This window comes from Salicola sp. AFF1 (assembly GCF_056783195.1).
The window spans coordinates 1-21,714 of record NZ_JBXAYL010000022.1 but is presented as its reverse complement, the minus strand read 5'-3'; the positions used below and the strand labels follow the sequence as shown (position 1 = coordinate 21,714).

The following is a 21,714-nucleotide window of genomic DNA, read 5'->3' as shown; positions in this document are numbered from 1 at the left end:
GGGAAAACCGGATGCAGGGTAAAATCGCTGTAATGCCAACCTGTTGGCGCCTCAACCCCGATCAGCGGGAACAGAAGGGCCAGAACTGCCAGAAATGGCGGCAACGGAACTCGGATTCACACCGGGCGAGCTGGCTGGAATAGCGCTCCGACCGCCGAGCCACCTTCCGGGCCACACGCTGGACGCCGGGCCTGGACCGATAGCTGCCCCGCTCGTACCCCGTTGGCCCCTGATGGTACGCCAGGTAGAGATGCTCGGGATTGTACAGCGAGATCCCCTGGCGCTCATGGCTCCGGCGGTTGTACCAGCCAATGAAATCAGTGGCGTCCTCCATGTCGGTACGGCTGGCAAACAGACTCCCCGCTGCCTCCTCGTACTCGCCCCAGACCGGATCCTGGGCCTGGGCATACCCGTAGGCCGAGGAAGAGCGGAACCAGGGAATGATGCCCCAAAGCCAGGGCCGGGGCGGACGCACATGGCTGCGGAACGACGACTCCTGACGGATGAACGCCATCTGGGTGGCAATCGGCGTACCCCAGCGCTGCTGCGAGGCGCGGGCGTAGTCATACCACTGGGGCTGCTCCCGGAAAATCTCGCAGACGTTGCCCTGGTCCGAGGGCGGTGCCGGGGCCAGTAACGAGCATCCCGCCAGAACGCCTGTCGCAGCGATCAGCAGCGCATACCGGGCCATTGAGTTCATATCAGGCAACTCACTCAATCCACGAGAGTGAACGCAGTATAGCGAGGGGCGGAAGGCGAGGAAATGGCGCGGGTTGCTCTATATTCTATTAATCAGAAAACTTGGACAACTGTCCTGTTTCATGCTTAGCTGATCACAGTTTGATCGTGAAGACCAAGCCTCAACCCCCAAAACAAGCGAGAAGGATGAGGTCATGACATTTGACTACGTGATCGTCGGCGGCGGCTCGGCCGGGTCCGTACTCGCCTCCAGACTGAGTGAAGACCCGGACGTGAGCGTCTGCCTGCTGGAGGCGGGCGGACACGGCAACCACCTGCTGATCCGAACGCCGGCGGCGGTTGTCGCCATGGTCCCGGGTCACGGCAAAATCAACAACTGGGCGTTCGGGACCGAACCCCAGGCCGGCTTCAATGGCCGCCAGGGCTACCAGCCCCGGGGCAAGGGCCTGGGCGGCTCCAGTGCCATCAACGCCATGCTGTGTGTGCGCGGTCACCGCAAGGACTACGACCAGTGGGCCGAGATGGGCTGCGAGGGCTGGAGCTGGAACGAGGTCCTGCCCTATTTCCGCCAATCCGAGAACAACGAAGGCGGTGCCAACGACGTCCACGGCGACAGCGGGCCCCTACACGTCAGCAACCAGAAATCGCCGCGCCCCATCACCCGGGCTTTCATCAAGGCGGCCACCGAATGCGGGCATGCGGAGACGGACGACATCAACGACGGCGACAACGAGGGCATCGCTCTCTTTCCCGTCACCCAGTTCCACAGCGCTGAGCGTAACGGTGAGCGCTGTTCCGCGGCGGCCGCTTATCTTCATCCGGTCATGGACCGCCCCAACCTGACGGTCATCACCGGCGCCCACGCCACCCGCGTCCTCACCGAGGGCAAGCGCGCCACCGGCGTGGCGTACCGCCAGGGTAAACAGGACCATAGCGTCCACGCGCGGCAGGAAGTCCTGCTCTCGGGCGGCGCCTTCAACTCGCCGCAACTGCTCCAGCTCTCGGGGATCGGACGCGCGGACAACATCCAGTCCCATGGCATTGAGATGGTTCATGAGCTTCCCGGCGTGGGTCAGAACCTGCAGGACCATCTGGACCTGATCATGGCCTACAAATCGAAGGACACCGACACCTTCGGTTTCAGCGCAGCGGGCTTTCTCAACATGCTGCGCCACATGATCCAGTGGCGCCGGGATGGCACGGGCATGCTCGCCTCGCCCTTCGCCGAGGGCTCGGCCTTCCTGAAGACGGACCCGGAACTGGACAAGCCCGACATCCAGCTCCATTTCGTCATCTCGATCGTCGAGGACCACGCACGCCGGTTGCACTGGGGGCACGGCTTCAGCTGCCATGTCTGCGCCCTCAACCCGCACTCCCGTGGCGAAGTCTTCCTCAAGAGCGCGGACCCCCTCGCCGACCCGGGCATCGACCCGAAATTCCTGGACGATCAACGCGACCTGGACACCATGATCAAGGGCGCCCGGATGACGCGGGAAATCCTCCAGGCACCGGCACTGGCGCCCTGGCGCCAGAAAGAGCTGTTCGGGGTGGGCGATGGCATGAGCGACGCCGACTGGGAACAGCAGATCCGCTCGCGCGGCGACACCATCTACCACCCGGTGGGCACCTGCCGGATGGGGCCGGAAGGCGACCCCATGGCAGTGGTCGACCCGGAGCTGAAGGTGCAGGGCATGCAGGGGCTGCGCGTGGTGGACGCCTCCGTCATGCCCACCGTGGTAAGCGGCAACACCAACGCACCCACCATCATGATCGCGGAAAAGGCGGCGGATCTGATCCGCAGCGCCCGGACCACGTAGTCTTGCAGGAACCACAGGAGCACCGGACATGAGCAATGACAACGCACAACCCGACTTTGAGGCCCTGCAGTCCCAACTGGACACGTTGGCCGCAGCTAAGGACCAGTGGGCCCGCACCTCGCTGAACGAGCGCATCACCATCCTCGAATCAATCAAGGACGCTCTAATGGGCGTCGCCGGTGACTGGGCCCGGCAGGGCGCCAGCGCCAAGGGCCTTTCAGGCTCCCCTCTTGAGGGCGAGGAATGGATGTCCGGCCCCTACGCCCTGATGGGCGCCTGCAACGGCCTGATCGAGACGCTCTCCAAAATGGAGGGCAAGACCTTCCTGGACGGCATTCCCCTGCGGACACTGCCGAACGGTCAGGTGGCCGCGCGCGTCACGCCCCACACCATCTGGGACCGGCTCCTGCTCTCCGGCGTCAGCGCCGAGGTCTGGATGCAGGAGGGCATCACCCAAGACAACCTCGCCGCGCACACCGCCACCGCCTACGACACCCCGGCCGAGCAGCGCCAGGGCCATGTCTCGCTGGTTCTGGGCGCTGGCAACATCGCGGCCATCGCGCCGCTCGATGTCTTCCAGAAGCTGTTCCTGGAACACCAGGTCGTGATCCTCAAGATGAACCCGGTCAACGAGTACCTCGCCGAGGTCCTGGAAACCGCCTTGGCCCCGCTGATCAAACGCAACGCCCTGCGCATCGTGAAAGGCGGCGGCGACGTCGGCGCCTGGCTCACGGAACATGAGCTGGTCGAGGAAATCCACATCACCGGCTCCCAGGCGACCCACGACATGATCATCTGGGGCAAGGGTGAGGAAGGCGAGCAGCGCCGCGCCGCCGGGACGCCACGCGTGAACAAACGCATCACCTCGGAGCTGGGCGCGGTCTGCCCCACCATCGTGGTCCCGGGCAACTGGTCAGAGGCGGACATCCGCTTCCAGGCGGAACAGATCGCCACCCAGAAACTGCACAACTCCGGCTTCAACTGCGTCGCCTGCCAGGCCCTGCTGATGCCGCGCGGCTGGGACCAGGAAGAGGCGCTGATGGGCGAGCTCCGCGATGTCATCCGCCACTGCGCCCGCCCGACCTACTACCCTGGCGCCGAGGAGCGTCTGGCGGCGTTCCGGGAGCACGCCAGCGAGGTGGAGGCGGTCAGCCGGGGGCAGGCGCCGGAGCTGTTGATCAACAACCTTGAAGACCACCACCGGTTCCGCTGGAACGAGGTGTTCGCCCCGGCCCTCTCCGTGCAGCACCTGGAGGCCCCGGACCCGGAACAGTACCTGCGCAACGCCATCGACTTCGCCAACAACCAGCTCCACGGCACGCTGGGCGCCAACATCGTGATCCACCCGGACACCATCCGAGCCATCGGCCGCGAGCGGTTCGAGGCCCTGCTGGCGGACCTGCACTACGGCACCATCGCCATCAATGCCTGGACGGGCCTGGGCTTCCTCAACACCGTCTGCCCCTGGGGCGCCTTCCCCGGCCACACCCTGGACGACGTCCAGAGCGGCATCGGCACCGTCCACAACACCTTCATGTTCGACGCCGCCGAACGCTCAGTGGTGGAAGCCCCCTTCCGGCCCTTCCCGCGCTCGGTCGCCGCCGGTCACTGGAGCCTGCTGCCACGGCCGCCCTGGTTCATCACCAACACCCGGCAGCACAAGCTCGGCGAGCTGCTGACCCAGTTCGAGTACAGACCGGCCTGGCACCGGATTCCGGGTATTTTCCTGAATGCGCTGATGGGCTAGTTTCCGCGCTCCACGTGGACGGTCAGACGAGGTAGTACGCATGAGCACGGTTGCCCCCGACAAACTGCAGGCACGCGCGGACCGCAAGACGCGCAAGCGCCAGGAGAAGAAGGACCGGATCGCGCGCAGTGCCATGCAGGCGCTCCAGGAGCTGGGGTACGCCAACACCAGCCTGCGCGATATCGCGGCCAAGGCGGACCTGTCGCTCGGCATGCTGCACTACTATTTCGAGGACCGGACCCAGCTGATCCTGCACTGCGTCTCGCTCTACAAGGCCGCGTTCATCTCCGGGCTGGAAGAGGCGCTCAGCGACGTCAGTGGCAGGGAGCCGGTCATCAACACGCTGGCCAACGCGCTGGCGACCTCCATCGTCGAGGACGCCTCCACCCATCGCCTCTGGTACGACATCCGAGGCCAGGCCCTGTTCGACCCGGCCTTCCGGCCCATGGTGCGTGAGCTGGAAGCCGCGCTGATCGAGATTAGCGAAACAGCCGCCGAGAGAGCGGGTACAGCCACCCCCGACATCGGCACGTTCAGCTACGCGCTCATTGACGGGCTCTTCCGTTGCCAGATGCAGAACCAACTCACCGGCACGCCCCGTGAGCATCAATCGCTCGCCACAGAGATGCGGGCCCTGCTGGAAAAACTGTTCTAGAACCTCAAACAGATTGGGTCTGTGACTATTCGGTACTGTCTGTCATACCACCTTCTGGCGGACGTGTCCCTCTCCAACTGGAGCACTGTGCGCGGTGCCCCCGGAAAACAAACGCGTCCTATGTGGCCGTACGTAACGCTTCTTTGAGCGAGACTTCGCAATCGCCCAGCCGTTGTTCGGCTTCCTGGCGTTTTTCACGGCCCTCGCGGGTGATCTCGAGCGATTCCTCAATGGTGTCGATCAGGGTCTGGTTCGCCTGCTCCACGCTTTCAATGTCGAAGGCGCCACGCTCTATTTCCTTACGCGCTTCGGCGTTGGCTTCCTTGAGATTCTCCGCGTTGGCCGTGAGGAACTCATTATTCGCATCGGTCACGGTCTTCTGGACCCCGGCTGCCTCGCGCGTATTGGCAATAGCGATCGCCTGGGCCATCTGGGTACGCCACAGGTTGAGCGTATTCACGATGGAGCTGTTCATCTTGTTGATGAGCGACTTGTCCACTTCCTGGGTCATGCGGATCGTGGGCAGGAACTGCATCACCGCCTGGCGGGTCAGCTTGAGATCGTGGATCTTGCGCTCGATGTCGTCACGCGCGGTCTGCAGGTCCTTCTGCGATTGGGCGTCGACCATGTCATCGCTCTGCTCCGCTTTTTCGCGCGCAGCAGGAATATCCTCCTCATCCAGCTTCTGAAGGCGCATCTCGCCGGCGATGATGTAATACTCAAGTTCGCGGTAATAGGTCAGGGTCGAGTTATAAAGCCGATCCAGCTTCTCCACATCGCCACTGAGCTTCTGGATCTGCTTATGCAGCTGTTTCTCGGCACTCACCACCTGGGATTCAACGCTTTCATACTGCTGCATGAATTTGGCGATGGGCTCCACGGCCCCCAGCATCCGGCGGAAGAACCCCGGCTTCTTGCCCTCCTTGATCTCTGAGGTATCCAGACCCCGCACCTTGGTCATCATGTCATTGAGGATGTCGCCAGCGGGACCGGAGTCCTTGTTCTTGACGCCTTCCATCATGTTCTGGGAGATGGTGGTCATCTCCGACTGGGCGCCGGAGCCAAAGTGCACGATGGAATGGGAGTCACCTGGGACAAGCTCGCCCATCAACTCTTCGACCCTGGTGCGCTCCTCCTCGCTGAGTTCCGACAGATCCTTGCCCGGCTGGCCCTCGTCATCAACCAGGCCCGTCTGTGCCTCGGTGACATCCTGCAGCGTTTCATCACTCACTTCCGTCATTTTCAGTACCCTTCCCTTTTCAGCGTCTTGGACAGTACGTCCAGATCCACATCCACATCCAGGACGTCGTTTTCAAGATTCTTCTCGTATTGCCGGATGAACAGATCCCTTATGTCGCACAATACCGTGTAGCTTTTCGCAACCACATCCTGAACGCTTTCCGAGGCATTGGCGCTATCCGTTCGCCGCAGGTCCACGACCTTCTGGGTCACTTCCACAGCCGTTTCCAGATGGACTTCAAAGCGCGTGGATCGGGCAATATCCCCGGGATCGTCCACCACACCATCAATAATTCGGTTCGCCCACGCAACAATCTCGTCGATCACCTCGCGGGTCTGCTCGTCCATGTCATCGCGCAGGGCCTCCATGCGGGCAACCTGGGCCCGGTTCTCCTCCACGAAGCGGCTCACATTGGTCAGGTCGCCCCCTTCCAGATTCTGGCGTTGCGCCAGAACCTCGGAAAGGCTGCGCCGTCTCGGCAGAACCAGGCCCAGCCCCGCAAACACCATGACACCCAGCCCCGTCGCATACAGAATGGACGGGTATGGCATGGTCAGAACACCCTGCGCCACGCCGAATGCAACGCTCGCCCCAGCACCGGCCAACAGTGAGCGTTGCAGCTCGGTGGGCCGCCATTGATCCATTGCGTCAAAGGCCATGCGGGCTCACTGATCCCCGTTCATCCAGTAATCAACCCGGTCGCGATTGTTCGTGATCCAGTCATGGATCGCCTGGCGATGGCTGGTTTCCCGGGCTGAGGCCATCAGGGCCTCAACTTCCGCAATGCTCAGCTCCATGCGCCGGAAAAAGCCCGCAACCTGGGGCTGGCGCTCTTCAAAGCCCTTGTTGACCATGGCGTGGACCGATTCACTGCCGCCGAACACGCCCTTCGGGTCCTTGAGATAACGCAGCTTGTATCTGTCGAATTTCCAGTGCGGACGCCACCCCGTAGCCACAATCCATTCGTCCCGGTCGATCGCTTTGCCCAGCTCCTTGGCCATTCTGGGGCCTGTTCCAGTCTGCAGCTCATAGTCAAAACCATAGGCTTCGGCGGCCTGGCGGGTCATCTCCATGACGCCGGAGTTGCTACTGATGCCCTGGATCCGGCCACCCAGTTCTTCCCGGACGCCCGCCTTCGCCAGGTCGGCCACGGAATTCAGTTGTGATTCCGGCACCGACGCGGGCACGACCAGTCCCAGATCAGCACCTTCATAAATCGGCCCGAGATCCGTCAGCCGGTCCGAATACTGGTCAAGAAACGCTTTATGGGTCTGGGGCTGCCAGGACATCAGCATCGCGTCCAGGTCCCCATTGGCCACGCCGCGGTACTGGATGGCAATGTCCGCGAGCGTCAGCTCCACATCCTTGTTCATGCCCTGTTGCAGGATCACTGTAGCCAGCTTGGACACCACCTCGGCATCGCCCCAGGTGGTCCAGCCAATGGCCACATCCGGCTGGCGCTGCTGCGCCGCAGCCGGCACCAGGGCCAACGCGCCCAGCAGCGTGGCTGCAAGCGCGACGCCCCCGAGATTCTGTGTCAGTCGCTTTGTGTTAAAGATCATCCTGAGCAAACTCCTTGGTCGGCACAAAGGAACGCGATTCCGCGAGCACGCTGTCAAGGCCCTGGGCAAGCTGCTCGGGGTTCTGGGCGCTGCGGTAAATGGTGGTCCCGGGCTGGTTCAACGCGGAATCCTCAATGCAGAAGCCCAGCGTATGAATCTCAATGGGGTTGGCGGGATTGCCGGCAATCAGCCCCACTTCCTCGCGCGGGTCCTCATCCCGGCTGTGTTTGCCATCGGTGATCACCACCAGCCGATAGGTCCCATAGCCACGCTGGCGCCGGGCCCCGCGCTCAAGCTCCTGATGCGCCATGGCCACCGCGCTCTGCAGCGGCGTCCCACCTTTGGGGCTGGCGTCGTTCACGGCCTCGAGGAACTGCCCGCGGTTGTTGCGCCCCAGCGGTGTGCGGATGGAAGTGCCCTGCTGGCCAAAAACAATCAGGCCCAGGTTGGCCTCATCAGGCACCCCGGCCAGCCAGCGCTCCATGGCGACTTTGGCGGCATGGGCTTTGGACTCGTGCGAGCCAGCGCATTCCGGCGCGGACATGGAGCCGCTCATATCCAGAACCACCATGTAGTTGGCTCGGGTCAGCTGCGTATCGAGCCGCTCGGGTTCGGGCTGATCCCCGGCCTCCGGCCAGGTGCGCGCTTTCGCGCTGGCCAGCGTGAAATCAGCGGGCTTATTGTTGCCAGCCTCACCCGTGGTGCCACTGTTATCACTGCAGCCGCTGAGCATCAGGCCAGCCAGAAGCACAAGCAGCACGGTTCCTTGGCGCATCGTGTCTCTCCTTACCAGGAATTGGCCGGCGTAAAGGTATCCGCTTCGGCTTCGACGTTCACCACCCGGAAAACCACCCGCATATTGGATTTCCATTCGGCCTTGGTTTCCGGAGCACAGGGATCGCCGTCACACATGCCCGTCTTGGGCTCATCGATGCCGTGCCCCATGGTCACGAACTGGCTTTTGTCCATGGACTCACCCTGCTCCCGGGCATAGGACAGCAATGCGTCGCGCACTTCGGTCGCGCGGCTCATCGACAGATTGCGGGTGGCCTGGCGAATGGATTTCAGCTCCTGGGCGCTGGCACCATTGTGCTTTTTCTTGAGGTAATTCAGCGGATCCGAATGGCCCTCCACGATCAGGACCGCGCCGCCATAGGTCGCCGCCTGCTCCAGTACCTCGTCGAACTCGTCCTGATAGTCGTCGCTTTCAAAGCGCGTCTGATTGGGCTCGAAATGGATCTCGAACTCCACCAGCGCGTTCTCTTCCAGGCCCTTCCCCGAACGCATGTCTTCAACCACGGAGGCGGCCTTGTCATTGTCAAAGCCCGGCAGTTCACTGCGCCGCTGGTCAAAGATCCCGCCAGCGAAATCGTTGTAGTTCCACTCCGCCGAGCCCAGGGTATAGGCGCTGTTGAGCAGCCCCCTGTCCACCAGCGTGCTCTGAACCGAATCGTTAAGGTTCTTCCAGGAATGGCGCTTGTCAGGGGTATTCCAGTCGATATTGCCCTGCAGCCCCACGGTTTCCACATCCCGCCATAGCTGCCGCGCGGGCTCAACGGCACCGGGGTCCTCCAGAAGCGCCCCGGCCACCGACGACCATTCAATGACCTGTTTAACCACATCTTCGCGTACGGATTCCTCGGCGTTCAGAAGCGATTTAACAAAGCGCCGCACCTGATCGCGGTTCTGTTCCAGATAATCCGCGCGCACCACATAGACTTCGGAGATCAACCGGTTGGCCGAGCGCGACGAAAGCATGATCTCGGCACCCTTGACCGACCCTTCGGCGCCGGTGCCCACCTCGCCGCCACTGGTCAGGGTGCGCCCATCGGTGGCGGTCACCACGGCGGCATCCACGGACGACTCTTCCAGCAGGGCCGCGCCAGGCGTATCGCCGTAAAGGCCAACCAGCTCCTCAGTGTAGGCCAGGGTAGGCTCTTCCCATTCACCGCCATCATCCTCAACCTGCTCACGGGCATCGGATAGAATCCGGTTCAGGTAATTCAGGTGCGGTCCATGTGCCTGGATCGCGATACGGGCGCCGGAAAGATCCGTCACGCTCTCGATGGATTCGCGCGTCACCAGGGCATCCGCACCGTTGGAGAACCCGTGCTGATAAATGCCCACCATTTCGGTGCGGGCATCCGCCTCGGTGATATCGGCCACGGCGTTGAGCATGCTCTGGCTGCCGCGCATGATCGGGACATCACAGCTCAGGTAGGCATCGAGCTGGGCGCGGATGTCATTCTCCAGGTGAAGCTTAACGTCCAGGTCATTCCGCGCGAACAGACTCCCTTCGGGGGTTTCAAGGGCGTAGTCGTTGGCATAGAGCGGCACCAGGTCCATCCCCGAGGTGCGCATGGGGACCCGCAGCTGGTCCGCCTGGCGGCAAGATTTGACGGCCGTGTCCACGGAGTCAACCAGCGGCTGGGGCGTAATGAACTCCACCGCAACCCCCTTGCCGGCCACCAGGGCCAATAGCAGAAGTGACAGCCTGATTACTTGTCGCGTCATTGTTTTCAGTTCCTTTGCAGGATGAATAAAGCCATGCGTGCGACTCCGGGGGACAGCTTGCTCACCATCGCCAGAATCGCCACACCAGTTCCGTCTTACGGAGCCACCACGATTTCCGCACGCGGGAGCCGGCGCTGGAAAGCCCGCTCGGATTCATCCGGACGCTGCTCAAGGGGCTCACTCCCCGCCTTGCCCAGGGTGGTAACGCGGTCCTCGTCCACCCCGGCTTTCAGCATCTTTTGTGCCACGGCCTCTGCCCGTTTCTCAGACAGCGCCTGATTGGCGGCGGTATCGCCGCGCGTGCCGGTATGCCCACTGATGACCACCCGCGCGTGTTCCCTCACAAGGGCATCCTCAATCGCCCGCTCAATCTCCGGCAGTGCTCCCTCGGCCAGGTCCACACCACCGTCGAATCCAACCCGGTAGGTGCTGGGCTGCTGCGCTTCGCCCAGACTGTCGAGAATCAGGGCAGCCACCACGGCGGCACCCAGAATCGCCAGGCCGGACAGACGTTTGACGAGCGTATGGGACATGTCAGGACACAGAGCAGAATGAAGCGGCAGTATGCCACGCCCCAGTACAATCAGTCACCAATGGCGCCCCCCCCCCGAGCTGGTCGAAACGCCGACGGCTCCAGTGATCCCTATCACAGGGACACGATTCGTTTTTGGCAAAGGGGATGAATGAAACAGGGAAGGAAGGAATGGAGCGGGCGACGAGGCTCGAACTCGCGACATTCAGCTTGGGAAGCTGATGCTCTACCAACTGAGCTACGCCCGCTTTATCTCAGGTTCTTGATTCTACAGCCATGCCGGGTTTGGGATCAACAAGGGCGCGTAGCGCCACGTCAGCCTTAGGCGGGCTGATGCGCCGATGCTAAGCTGGACTGCACACACCAACCCGGACGGTATGCAACATGGCCCTGGCAAGCCGATTCGCCTGCTCAGCAACCTGCTCACGCTTCTGATCCTGGCCTACGGGGCACTCGCTCTCCGGCTGCCCGTTGTTAGTGACCAATTAAAACGCCCCACCGCAGATGCAGTGGGGCGTTTCAGGTTTCCCCGATTCAAGTATCGGAGAGGTTAATAGGCTAAGCCATTCACCTTTTACTCAAGGGAAAGTTCCCTTCCTGGTTTAGGAAAAACCGTCGAAATCGGCCGCAGTGATGTCATCCGCCACCACGCCGGTCAGGGTAACCACTTGGTTAACGCTTGCGATATCATCGCCGGCGGCGTTCGCGGTCATCTGGTAAATCTCAACCCGGCTAGCAGCATCAGTGTCGGCCGTCAGGGCGACGTAGGAGTCTTCATCAGCATCAATGTTGCCGAAGCCACTAATAGCGGCGGTTGCCACCTCAGTAGCGGACATGGTGCTTCCGACACTCGCGCTATCCGCCTGGATAACGTTAACGCCATTGGTACCAAAGTCCAGGGCTGAAGCAGCGGTTTCGGTATTGAAGCCAGAACCACTGACCGCAACATTGGTGTCCAGAGCGTCATCGGTGCCCCCGACGGTGAAGTCGCCAATAATATCCCCGAATTCACTGGTCGTTTCGAAGACAAAGGTATCGGAATCATCACCACCGAGTAGATAGTCATCTCCAATGCCAGCAGTGATAACGTCATCCCCTGAACCGCCATCAACAAAGTCAGCATCGGATGAAGTCAGAATGCTGTCGGCAGATGCCGTTCCACTCACCAGATTGCCAAACCCACGCTGGTCAGGCAGATCCTGATCATCTGGCGAGCCCTGAGGATCGGGGTTGCTCAAACCGAAAGCACTAAAGATCTCGCTCGATGACATCTGGCCACCGGGCCCGAACTCAATTTGGTCGATGGACTGATCACCACCATTGAAGAAATCCCGGATGGTGACCGAGTCCGATCCCCCGCCAACCTCAAGCACCAGGTTGTTGCCGGATTTCGTCAGGTTACTAGCCACCTGGTTAAAGGAGATGTCCTCAAAACGAAGGGTGTCATCACCACCGCCCCTGTTATCGATAACATCCTGCCCGTCGCCAGAGCTGAACAAGTAGGTGTCGTTTCCGCGCCCACCGATCAGGGTGTCGGCACCGACACCACCACTGAGGCTATCGTGGCCGAAACCGCCTTCCAGTTGGTCATGGCCAGCACCACCTGAGAGGCTATCATCCCCCCCGAATCCTTGAACCAAATCCGCATCAGCACCACCTGCTAAGGCACTGTCATCACCGGAGGTGCCCTCAGTGACCTGGAAAGAACTAGAATCCGGTGTCGGTTCCGACATACCAAACGCGCCGAAAACCTGGTCCGACGTCAGCTGACCGCCCGTTTCGAACTCGATGGTTTCAACGACCGAGCCACCACCAAGGAAGAAGTCGTTCAGTGTCACCTGATCCGGACCACCATTGACCCTAAGAATCAGATCATCACCAGACTTCCTCAAATCCGAAGCAACCTGATCAAAGTTGATACCAGCGCCGAATCGCAGTGTGTCAGCACCGCTTGTTTCTGTGATGACATCCTGACCGCCTGTAAAGACATAGGTATCAGTACCGCTACCGCCTTCAAGCCGGTCACTGCCCTGAGCACCGCTGAGCGTGTCATCACCAGCACCGCCAATCAGAATGTCATTGCCGGAACCCCCCGTCAGGACATCGTCACCACCAAGCTCAGGTGTCGGCGTGGTCCCGGGATCTGTACCGGAGCCGGTATCGCCATCTCCTCCCGAGGTATCACCGTCTTCAGAACCACCACCCGTTTCGCCGCCAGAGCTGCCGTCCTCGTCCGGCATTGCAGACAGGAGTTCTGGCAATTGGCTCGCCATAATGGCATTGCCGCCATCGGTAGGCTGGATGTAGCTGATGGCATTCTCACCACCAAGGAAATGATCGGTAACGCGGACTTGCTGCCCGCGGTCTTCGTCAACAAGGATAACCAGGTCGTTTCCATCTTGATGGTAGCTCAAGCGGTTGCGGTCGAGACCGTCCTGAAAGAACACGCCATCGGAACCACCGCCGCTGTTATCGATAACATCGACTCCTTGCCCGGCTTTGTAGTAGTAACTGTCGTTGCCAGCGCCACCTACCAGCGAATCGTCACCGTCTTCGCCAACTAGAGTGTCATTGCCACCACCGCCGATCAGCGTGTCGTTGCCACTTCCAGAGCCAGTACCATTGCCACCGTACAGCTGGTCAGCACCTGCTCCACCTTTCAGCTGGTCGTCACCTCCCATGGCAAAAAGCGTATCGTCACCCTCGAGGCCTTCCATCAGGTTGCTGTTACCTCCACCGACCAACTCCTCACCAGAGCTGGTACCCGTGACAACCGAATCAAAGTCACCGTTAGCCTCGCCAGCAGCAACGCGCTGATTGATCTCGGTCGTTGGGATCATGTTACCGCCATCTGGCTGTACCCAGTCGATGGCATCGTCTCCCCCCAGGAAATGATTGACTACCCGGAGGCTACCTTCAGCTCCATCGTCGATCAGCAGAACGAGATCGTCCCCCTCGCGGGTGAAACTAATGCGATCTTCAGTGGCTCCCCCTGAAAGAAAGACACCATCTTTGCCACCGCCTGAGTTATGGATGGTGTCATGACCTGAACCGGCCGCAAAAACGTATTTGTCGTCTCCGCTACCACCAGTCAGAGTGTCGTCACCCAGACCACCGTTGATCTGGTCATCGCCTTCGCCGCCTTCAACAACATCGTTTCCGCCACCTGCCTCTACGAAGTCGTTGTCAGCACCGCCGTTGATCTGGTCATTGCCTTCACCACCAAACAGACTGTCCTCACCAGAACCACCAAGCAAGGAATCTTGCCCAGCACCGCCCTGCAACTTGTCGTCGCCCAGACCGCCTTCAAGGCTGTCTTCGCCGGCTCGACCAACCAGATTGTCGCTCCCGACACCACCAAGCAGCCGATCATCCCCCTTTTCACCGTCGAGATAATCGTCACCGGCCTCGCCACGAAGGATGTCATTCCCTTCACTGCCCCAGACCTCATCGTTACCATCGCCTGCGAACACTTCTTCGTTCAGGCTGCGATAGCCGCTCAGTGTGTCGGCATTATCGGTGCCGACGGTGACGGACGCTTTTTCCACATCCAGATCCGTCCACTCTGTTCCGTCGGTGAAGACAAAACGATTCACTTTGTAGTGGTCGTTTGGCTCCTGGAACCAGTTTTTAATACGGATACTGTCAGTGCCGTTGGCATGATTGATCTGAAGCTCTTTGCCGGAGCGGACAAAGGACAAGTCTTGCGCCGAGATGCCGGGGCCGAACTCCAACGTATCCTTCGATGGAGAAACATTGCTGTAGGCTTCGCCTTCCGGCGTTTCAATCAAAGTATCCTGTCCATCACCCAGGTTGAAACGGTAGGTATCGTTGCCGTAGGAACCGCGGAGGGTGTCATTTCCTTTGCCTCCTGCCAGGGTATTGATGGTTTCGGTCCAGGCATCGGTATTGGCCACCAAGGTATCCGCCCCGGCGCCGCCGAGGAGGGTATCCGAGCCCTGACCATGCAGCTCGTCGTTGCCGCTACCGCCGGAGAGGGTGCCGGTGCCTTCCAGGTAGTCCTGGTCGGCATCGCCGTTCAACGTTCCGTTGCCGTACAGCTTGTCGTCGCCGCCGCCGCCGGAGAGCTGGTCCACACCGCCGTCGCCGTTAAGCCGGTCGTTGCCGGTGTCGCCATTGAGGGAGTCGTTGCCGCTGCCGCCATGCAATGTATCGGCACCCTCTCCCCCGGACAGGGTGTCACTGCCTGAGTTGCCGAATAGCTCGTCCTCATCAACGCCACCGTGGAGTTCATCGTCACCATTACCGCCGTAAAGCGCATCCTGGCCTCGCTCACCGAATAGAGCATCATCTGATGCTTCACCGTACAGGGTATCGACGCCCTCACCGCCATGCAGGGCATCGTTGGAGCCGCCGCCATGCAGCTCGTCGTCACCGGCATCACCATGCAGCGTGTCGAGACCTTGCCCTCCTTCCACGGTGTCATTTCCAACTCCACCGTGGATGGTGTCGTCACCCTCGAAGCCTTGGATATGATCGGCGCCGCCCCCGCCGTTGATGCTCTCACCTAAATCGAAGCCTTCGATGACATCATCCGCTTCGGTTCCTGCCGTGGCCTGCGCCACTAGCTCCTCAAAGCTCAGTGACACACCATCGGAAAACTGAACTGTCTCAATGCTGGACGACTGGATAGCGGAAGCGCTGGCATCGAACTGGTTCTCAATTAGCAGGCTATCGGCGGTGCCGGGCACAATGACTTTCAGCTTGTCACCTTCACGCCTGACAGTGACTTCCGTTGAGGCTATATCAACCAGCTCTATGCGGTCTTGGCCTCCAAGATCAGAAATGACATCGGCACCATCGCCTTTGGCAAAACGGTAGGTATCGTCACCCTCTCCACCAAATAGCTCGTCAGCCCCGGAGCCGCCTTCCAGTCGGTCATTGCCCTGACCACCACGCAGCTCGTCAGCTCCACCATTGCCAGCCAATTGATCGTCAGTGCTGTAGCCAAGCAGCAAGTCGTCCGACTCCTGACCGATCAATGCCATGTCCAGCAACTGCTCTTTATCCCAGCTTGTGCCGTCCTCGAATTCGATCGCTGAAATCACGTGCTCGTTAACGCCCTCGCTAACGAAGAACCGTTGCACAATGGTCTGGTCCTGCTCTCCCAGCTTGACGACCAGATCAACACCACTCCGGGTCACGGTCACATCTGCCGGAGCCACTCCCGGCGCAAACCTGATGACGTCGGCACCGTCGATGTCCCGGTTATAGATGGTATCCACGCCACCACCGAAACCGACCACGAAGGTGTCGTTCCCTGCTCCTCCTCTGAAATGATCGTCGCCGGCGCCGCCCGAGAGCGTGTCGTCTCCGTCACCTCCTTCCAGATGGTCCGCACCTTCGCCCCCATTCAGAGTATCGTTACCGGTTTCACCAAAGAGCGTGTCGTTGCCAGCCTCTCCATTCAGGGTGTCGTTTCCGTTGCCGCCATACAGGGTATCGTCACCCTTTAGTCCGTCGATGCTGTTGCCCTGGAAATCCCCCCGAATAAGGTCGTCTTGATCGGTGGCGTCCATTGAGCGGCTATTGATGTCCTCGGCGGAGAACACCTGGCTGTAGTCCGAACCCGACTGATAGAAGCTGATAGCTCGGGAAGCCAGTTGACCGATGGCAGGGTAATAATCCTCTATCGTAATTTGGTCGTCCGGTGATCCCTGGAAAAGAATGTCCAGGTCCAGTCCGTTACGGCGGAAAACCACGTCATCCAGCTCAATCTCGGACACATAGATGGTGATCGTGCCTTCATGGTCACGGATGCTGTCTTGTCCATGCCCCTGAGTGAAGTAATAGTCGTCGTCGCCGGCGCCCCCAGAAAGGTCATCATTGCCCAGACCACCGCTCAGACTGTCATTGCCAGCACCGCCCTTGAGCCGATCCGCACCTTCCTGACCAAAGAGTTTATCCTCGCCATCACCGCCGTTGAGATCGTCACTTCCCAAGCCGCCCTGGAGCTCATCAAGGCCATTGCCGCCTCTCAGGGAGTCGTCACCCTCTTTCCCAAATAGGAGGTCATCACCTTCCTCGCCAAACAGAGCGTCATTACCCTCGTCGCCAACCAGCTGGTCGTCACCCTCACGACCGTAAAGGCGGTCCGCTCCGCCAGCACCCCAAAGCTTGTCGTTGCCGGCGTAGCCGTAGATGTCTTCGGCGCTGCTGTTGCCTCCATACTCCGCGTTCTCAGGCAGGACGTCGATCAGCTGAATCGAGGAACCATCTGCAAACTCCAGCGTATCGACCAGATTCGCTGGATCTACAAACGCATCCTTGACGGTCACCGACGACGTCACACCGTTCTTCGTGATCTCAATGACCAGATCCTTGGCTGTTCTTCTATAGCTAAGATTCTCAGTTGTCAGCCCGTCTTCCAGCTTGATCTTGTCGATGTCGGTAGTCCAGCCATCGTAATCCTGAATCACATCATGGCTGCCATCCGACTTGATGAGGTAGACATCGTTACCTGAACCGCCAGAGAGCACATCGTTACCCGCATCACCTTCGAGCGTATCATCTCCCCGACCACCGAAGAGCTGGTCCGCACCGGTACCACCTTTTAGAGTATCGCTGTCATCACCGCCTTTGAGCGTGTCATCGCCGGCGCCGCCTATCAATGTGTCGTTGCCTTTATGGCCGAACAGGCTGTCATCGCCCGCGAGGCCATCCAACGTATTCGCTTCCCCATCGCCATGAAGCTCGTCATCCTCATCACCGGCGGTGAATGCCAAAACGTCCAGATCTTGCGAGGACCACTGAGCGGCCGAACTGTCAGGGTCGGAAAAGACCACGGCGTCGATCTTCTTAGCGTCATCCCGGAAGTAGTCAGCAATCCGAATTTCCTCGCCCGACTCCGGGAACATCAGCAGCAGATCCCGGCCGGTTCCACGCACCAGGACATCTTCCGGCCGAATGCCTTCACCGAACTTGATCACATCGACATCGTCGTCACTGCCGCGGTTATCGATATAATCCAGGCCGTCCCCCAGATTGAACTGGTAGGTATCATCGCCTTCACCACCGACCAGGTGGTCGTCTCCAGCGCCACCAATCAGGGTGTCATTGCCATCACCGCCCTTGATTTTGTCGTGCTCTTTGCCACCGCGAAGTTCATCGTTCCCGGTGCCACCATGGATCTGGTCATCGCCCAGGCCTCCCACCAGGGTGTCATTACCACCATCGCCGTGGAGCTCATCGCCACCTTCTCCTCCAATCAGGCGGTCGTCGCCGATTTTTCCGTAGATTCGGTCCTCCCCCGACAAGCCATCAAGTTCATCATTAACGTATGTGCCATGGAGCTCATCGTCACCGTCCGTGATTGCCTGCGATTTGACGTTGATCTCCTCAAAGTGATCCGGTCCAACTTCAATACGGCTGCCGTCATCAAAGACGATCGCATCGATGTGATGGTGTTCCGAGCCCTCACCCCGAAAGTGAGAGGATACCCGTATGGCGTCATCGGCAACATTGAGCTCAACAACAAGGTCATTGCCTTGCCGGGAGACGGTAACGTCATCCGGCGTCAAGCCACCATAGACGTGAACCAGGTCCTCACGGCCATCACTCGAATCGTTATTAACCACCCGATCTCGTCCGTCACCTACACTAAAGCGGTAGGTATCACTGCCTGAGTGCCCCCTCAGGACGTCGTCACCTTTACCGCCGACCATAATGTCGTCGCCACTACGACCATAAAGCGAATCGTCTCCGTTTAATCCAAAGAGGTAGTCGTCGCCGGCTCCTCCATCAACGGAATCACGATCGTTCGAAGCATGATTAAGCGCTGCATACACCAAAGCATGGGTGGGGCTTGTCAGATCAATACCATTGGCGGGATCCTGAGCATACTGTGAGGCCGCATCGCGAAGCCGCTCAAGGTTAACCGTGTTTTTGATATTGACACCCTGGACAGCCCTTACAAAACCAACAATCGTGTCCTGCACAGCCTCAGGGTTGGCGTCGGCGAAGGAAAACAATTCCGGAACAACCTCCGAAAAGTCCCCTTGCCAGATTCCGGACGCATCCTCGGTCCAGGTAATATCTTCGAAGAACGGTTTGAGGTGACTATCCGCTGACATTTGGAAGAAGACAGTGGATACCAAACCATCAAATTTTTCCTTATACATTCTCGCGTACACCTGACCGGTTCCTCTCGGATTATCAATCTCCATGCCAAGGAAATCGCCTATCGCCTGGACTTTCCGCGTATCCACCGGAGAATGGTAGTGATTCTGGTAATCTCCTTCCTGGCCAGTCCATTTGAAAATGACCTCTTCGACGAGATGAATTCGCTCAGAATGTTCCGTAGCCTGGGTGAATTTTTCAACTAAAGCCTGCAGCTCGCCAGAGTCATCACGCGCCATCGCCTGGTGCAGCGAGTTCACTTGCCCAAACCCTCGGGCGTCCGGCAGAAGTGTTATCTCCGGGGAAAGTTCAAGCTCTTCACCCACAGAATCCGTGACGTTGGTATCAAACCAAACATCGGTCATTGTCAGGGTCTGTCCCTCGGCATTTGTGTAACGACCGGTCTGCTTGTGCTCGTTACCCGCCTCGTCCTCAAACGCCTGCTCAGTGTAATCGAGGAACAGCTCTTCGACGCCGGCTTCCGACAGGGATTGCAGCTCACCTTCGTCGGTAACGCCGTTTTGATTCTGATCTTGGAAAATAACCAGCTCGGAAAAGAGATCGTCGCTGGCATCCACGACACCGTCGGCGTTGGAATCGAGTTCGCTCAACGCCTCGAAACCATTGGAGGCCGTCGTACCATCCGAAAGCAGGGTAGAACTTCCGAACAGTTCCCGGCCGTTGTTGATCTGGCCATCCTGATTGCGATCCATAGCAAGCAGCCCATCATCGGGAGCCACGAAACCGGAGAGTTCGTGGAACGAGTCGCCTCCGTGGTCGAAGTGAATGTCTGCTTCGTGACCAACGGTTTCTACGCCATCGCCGTCGAGGTCCAGGGTTAGCGGGGATGCCGGGGTGGGCACTGGGGTGGGTACGGGTACCGGAGGAACGGGAACAGGGGTCGGACTCGTGGTGGTCAATTGAATGCCCAACTCACCATTCTCAAAACCCTCGATGGTCAAACCGTTATTGACGGTTAGGGTGTTTCCCTCTAATCGGTAAGTATAGCGGCCGCTTGAGCTTTCAAAAACGTTTTCCGGATCGTCTTCTGATCGGGTCCCTCCTGCTAGTCTAGTGCCATCGAATAGTACTTCGCCGTCACCATCGGTGTCCTTAATCGTGCTTTGACTATCAACCGTGTATTCATCAAACCCGTCAAGTATATCTTGGACATAATTCCTTTCATAATTATTCAAAGAATCCGGATTAAGATCCCCATCCTCGTTTTTAAACCAATCCAACTTATTTTGAATGTCCTTATTTCTATCTTCTATAGTGTTCCGAATATCCTGAGCTTCCACCCAGTTCTGCTTTGCTTCCGCGACTTCCTGGGCCAGCTCCGCATTCTTTGATTGTTCGTCATTCGTAATCTCACCTCCTGCGAGGTCTTCATTAAAGTCATGAAACGCCTGATTCTTTTCCTGAAACCTCTTTTCCGCGACCGCCAAACTAATTTTGCTCGAGACGTCTTGCTGCTCGATAAGCTCTTGTTGTCTATTAATGGTCGCCTTCTGTATTTGAGAATTCACATAATCAAAAGATTCTGGACTAACCCTATCCGAAATATCATTATTATCTATGGCACGTTCTGCTTGCTCTATATACCTCTCAGTATATTTTATATTTTCCTCAAATGTAGCATCATCAGGTACAGTTGTGGTCTCCTTAGCAATAACCTCTGTAAAAAAGAATTTTAGCCCCGTTGAAAGACCTTTAATGGCGCCCGCCCTCAAACTAGCACCCTCTTCAACGAGAGCCTTCCCAGACTCTAGCTTGTCAACCGCAGTGCGCATAATTTCAATAGTTTTGCGATGCGATTCATTCATTTTCTTCTCGACCTCAACAAGGTCACGAGCAGAAGAATTAATATCCAAACTTCCATTTCTTGAATTAGACACAAAAACCTCCATTTAACCAAAATCATCCAATACAAAATATCAGAGGAACGCTTTTTCGATCTCGTGATGTATACCCCGCCATTCCCGAAACTCACCTTTCGATACCCAGGTCACATAAAAAATGTTATAATTTTGAATCCATCCTTTCATTACGCAAAACTCTTGCTCCGAAAAGCACTGGACATAGAAATCATGAGAGTCTTCTGGGTAATACGCCTGACTTTCCGATCCTTCTTCACTCCTAACATAGGATTCATAGGAAGCCACGTTTTCAACTGAGCCACCAATAATTTTCCAAGCTTTTTTTGAATCTGCGAAAGGCTTTTTTCCTGAATTTGTTTTTAGACTCAGAACCAGCCTATGGCAGTTATTGCTTGCCAAAAAAGATACACCTACATCTTTGTAATCACACCTATTAAATCCAGGAATTTCTACAAGGAGATTCAGGTTATTTTTATTCTTTTTTGATAGATCGGACTGCATTCTTCCTTCGATTATACAATCCGGAGACATTTCAACGTTGCGGGTCATACCATCCTTCTTAAGTGTTTTCTTTACAACCTCACCCGATGAGCAGGAGGCTGAAGCATGGCTGACACCAACATCAGAATACAAAACAAAAATCAACAAAACAATTCTAATTAGAAGCATTATAACTCCGCAACCACCCTGACCACAAACCCAATAACCAGAAATCAAAAATGAGCAAATCATTAAATTTCAGTTTTACTTTTCTATCAGCAACGATTCAATTTAAATCGCTCTCTCCCTGTCTCAGGCAGCTCCAGCATAATAGGCTCCGCAAAGACCCAATAAGCCGCCGGTGCCCTGTCGCCAATGCCATCAACTTAAGCAAAACCACCCCCACCAGCAAGCTATATCCGCGCTCAGCGTACCCGGTGTGACAACGG

12 protein-coding genes and 1 tRNA gene are annotated in these 21,714 nt (G+C 58.3%); 3 read left to right on the top strand and 10 right to left on the bottom strand.

Features of this window, described 5'->3' with window-relative positions; all coding sequences use genetic code 11:
• Positions 1–61: 61 nt before the first annotated feature.
• Positions 62–700 carry a transglycosylase SLT domain-containing protein gene (locus AC1RQI_RS13335; protein ID WP_481905158.1) on the bottom strand — a complete coding sequence of 213 codons (639 nt, stop codon included), beginning with the start codon at positions 698–700 and terminating at the stop codon, positions 62–64.
• Positions 701–893: 193 nt separating this feature from the next.
• On the opposite strand from AC1RQI_RS13335, the gene AC1RQI_RS13330 reads away from it, so the two are divergent.
• From AC1RQI_RS13330 to AC1RQI_RS13320, 3 genes are read left to right on the top strand one after another with little or no spacing between them, the layout of a single operon-like run.
• Positions 894–2,516, top strand: coding sequence for a GMC family oxidoreductase (locus tag AC1RQI_RS13330; protein ID WP_481905157.1), 1,623 nt, complete (start codon positions 894–896; stop codon positions 2,514–2,516).
• Positions 2,517–2,544: 28 nt separating this feature from the next.
• Positions 2,545–4,263, top strand: coding sequence for an aldehyde dehydrogenase family protein (locus tag AC1RQI_RS13325; protein ID WP_481905156.1), 1,719 nt, complete (start codon positions 2,545–2,547; stop codon positions 4,261–4,263).
• Positions 4,264–4,303: 40 nt separating this feature from the next.
• Positions 4,304–4,918: a TetR/AcrR family transcriptional regulator gene (locus tag AC1RQI_RS13320; protein ID WP_481905155.1), complete on the top strand. Its 615-nt coding sequence runs from the start codon at positions 4,304–4,306 to the stop codon at positions 4,916–4,918.
• 118 nt (positions 4,919–5,036) lie between these two features.
• Here AC1RQI_RS13320 and AC1RQI_RS13315 read toward each other — a convergent pair whose 3' ends face one another.
• The 9 genes from AC1RQI_RS13315 to AC1RQI_RS13275 form a co-directional block, all read right to left on the bottom strand.
• On the bottom strand, positions 5,037–6,158 hold the full coding sequence (locus tag AC1RQI_RS13315) for a toxic anion resistance protein (protein ID WP_481905154.1): 1,122 nt from the start codon (positions 6,156–6,158) through the stop codon (positions 5,037–5,039).
• Between the two features lie 2 nt (positions 6,159–6,160).
• On the bottom strand, positions 6,161–6,817 hold the full coding sequence (locus tag AC1RQI_RS13310) for a 5-bromo-4-chloroindolyl phosphate hydrolysis family protein (RefSeq protein ID WP_481905153.1): 657 nt from the start codon (positions 6,815–6,817) through the stop codon (positions 6,161–6,163).
• 6 nt (positions 6,818–6,823) lie between these two features.
• The gene (locus AC1RQI_RS13305) at positions 6,824–7,720 is read right to left on the bottom strand and encodes a glycine betaine ABC transporter substrate-binding protein (protein ID WP_481905152.1); all 897 of its coding nucleotides are present in this window, start codon (positions 7,718–7,720) and stop codon (positions 6,824–6,826) included.
• Positions 7,710–8,495 carry a vWA domain-containing protein gene (locus AC1RQI_RS13300; protein WP_481905151.1) on the bottom strand — a complete coding sequence of 262 codons (786 nt, stop codon included), beginning with the start codon at positions 8,493–8,495 and terminating at the stop codon, positions 7,710–7,712. Before AC1RQI_RS13300 ends, AC1RQI_RS13305 begins: the two co-directional genes overlap by 11 nt.
• An 11-nt stretch (positions 8,496–8,506) precedes the next feature.
• Positions 8,507–10,234 (bottom strand): hypothetical protein, encoded by a 1,728-nt coding sequence (locus AC1RQI_RS13295; protein WP_481905150.1) that lies wholly within the window; start codon positions 10,232–10,234, stop codon positions 8,507–8,509.
• A 95-nt stretch (positions 10,235–10,329) separates the two neighbouring features.
• Complete coding sequence (locus AC1RQI_RS13290) at positions 10,330–10,767, bottom strand: OmpA family protein (RefSeq protein ID WP_481905149.1); 438 nt, start codon at positions 10,765–10,767, stop codon at positions 10,330–10,332.
• A 171-nt stretch (positions 10,768–10,938) separates the two neighbouring features.
• Positions 10,939–11,014 (bottom strand) — tRNA-Gly (locus AC1RQI_RS13285).
• 354 nt (positions 11,015–11,368) lie between these two features.
• Positions 11,369–20,779, bottom strand: a complete 9,411-nt coding sequence (locus AC1RQI_RS13280; protein WP_481905148.1) for a calcium-binding protein — start codon at positions 20,777–20,779, stop codon at positions 11,369–11,371.
• Positions 20,780–20,842: 63 nt separating this feature from the next.
• Entirely contained in the window at positions 20,843–21,454 is a 612-nt protein-coding gene (locus AC1RQI_RS13275) for a hypothetical protein (protein ID WP_481905147.1), read from the bottom strand.
• Positions 21,455–21,714 lie beyond the last annotated feature (260 nt).

What these genes read in the sequence shown, in the direction of transcription:
- AC1RQI_RS13335 (WP_481905158.1), bottom strand. Translation starts at nt 700, where the DNA reads ATGAACTCAATGGCCCGGTATGCGCTGCTGATCGCTGCGACAGGCGTT.
- AC1RQI_RS13330 (WP_481905157.1), top strand. Translation starts at nt 894, where the DNA reads ATGACATTTGACTACGTGATCGTCGGCGGCGGCTCGGCCGGGTCCGTA.
- AC1RQI_RS13325 (WP_481905156.1), top strand. Translation starts at nt 2,545, where the DNA reads ATGAGCAATGACAACGCACAACCCGACTTTGAGGCCCTGCAGTCCCAA.
- AC1RQI_RS13320 (WP_481905155.1), top strand. Translation starts at nt 4,304, where the DNA reads ATGAGCACGGTTGCCCCCGACAAACTGCAGGCACGCGCGGACCGCAAG.
- AC1RQI_RS13315 (WP_481905154.1), bottom strand. Translation starts at nt 6,158, where the DNA reads ATGACGGAAGTGAGTGATGAAACGCTGCAGGATGTCACCGAGGCACAG.
- AC1RQI_RS13310 (WP_481905153.1), bottom strand. Translation starts at nt 6,817, where the DNA reads ATGGCCTTTGACGCAATGGATCAATGGCGGCCCACCGAGCTGCAACGC.
- AC1RQI_RS13305 (WP_481905152.1), bottom strand. Translation starts at nt 7,720, where the DNA reads ATGATCTTTAACACAAAGCGACTGACACAGAATCTCGGGGGCGTCGCG.
- AC1RQI_RS13300 (WP_481905151.1), bottom strand. Translation starts at nt 8,495, where the DNA reads ATGCGCCAAGGAACCGTGCTGCTTGTGCTTCTGGCTGGCCTGATGCTC.
- AC1RQI_RS13295 (WP_481905150.1), bottom strand. Translation starts at nt 10,234, where the DNA reads ATGACGCGACAAGTAATCAGGCTGTCACTTCTGCTATTGGCCCTGGTG.
- AC1RQI_RS13290 (WP_481905149.1), bottom strand. Translation starts at nt 10,767, where the DNA reads ATGTCCCATACGCTCGTCAAACGTCTGTCCGGCCTGGCGATTCTGGGT.
- AC1RQI_RS13275 (WP_481905147.1), bottom strand. Translation starts at nt 21,454, where the DNA reads ATGCTTCTAATTAGAATTGTTTTGTTGATTTTTGTTTTGTATTCTGAT.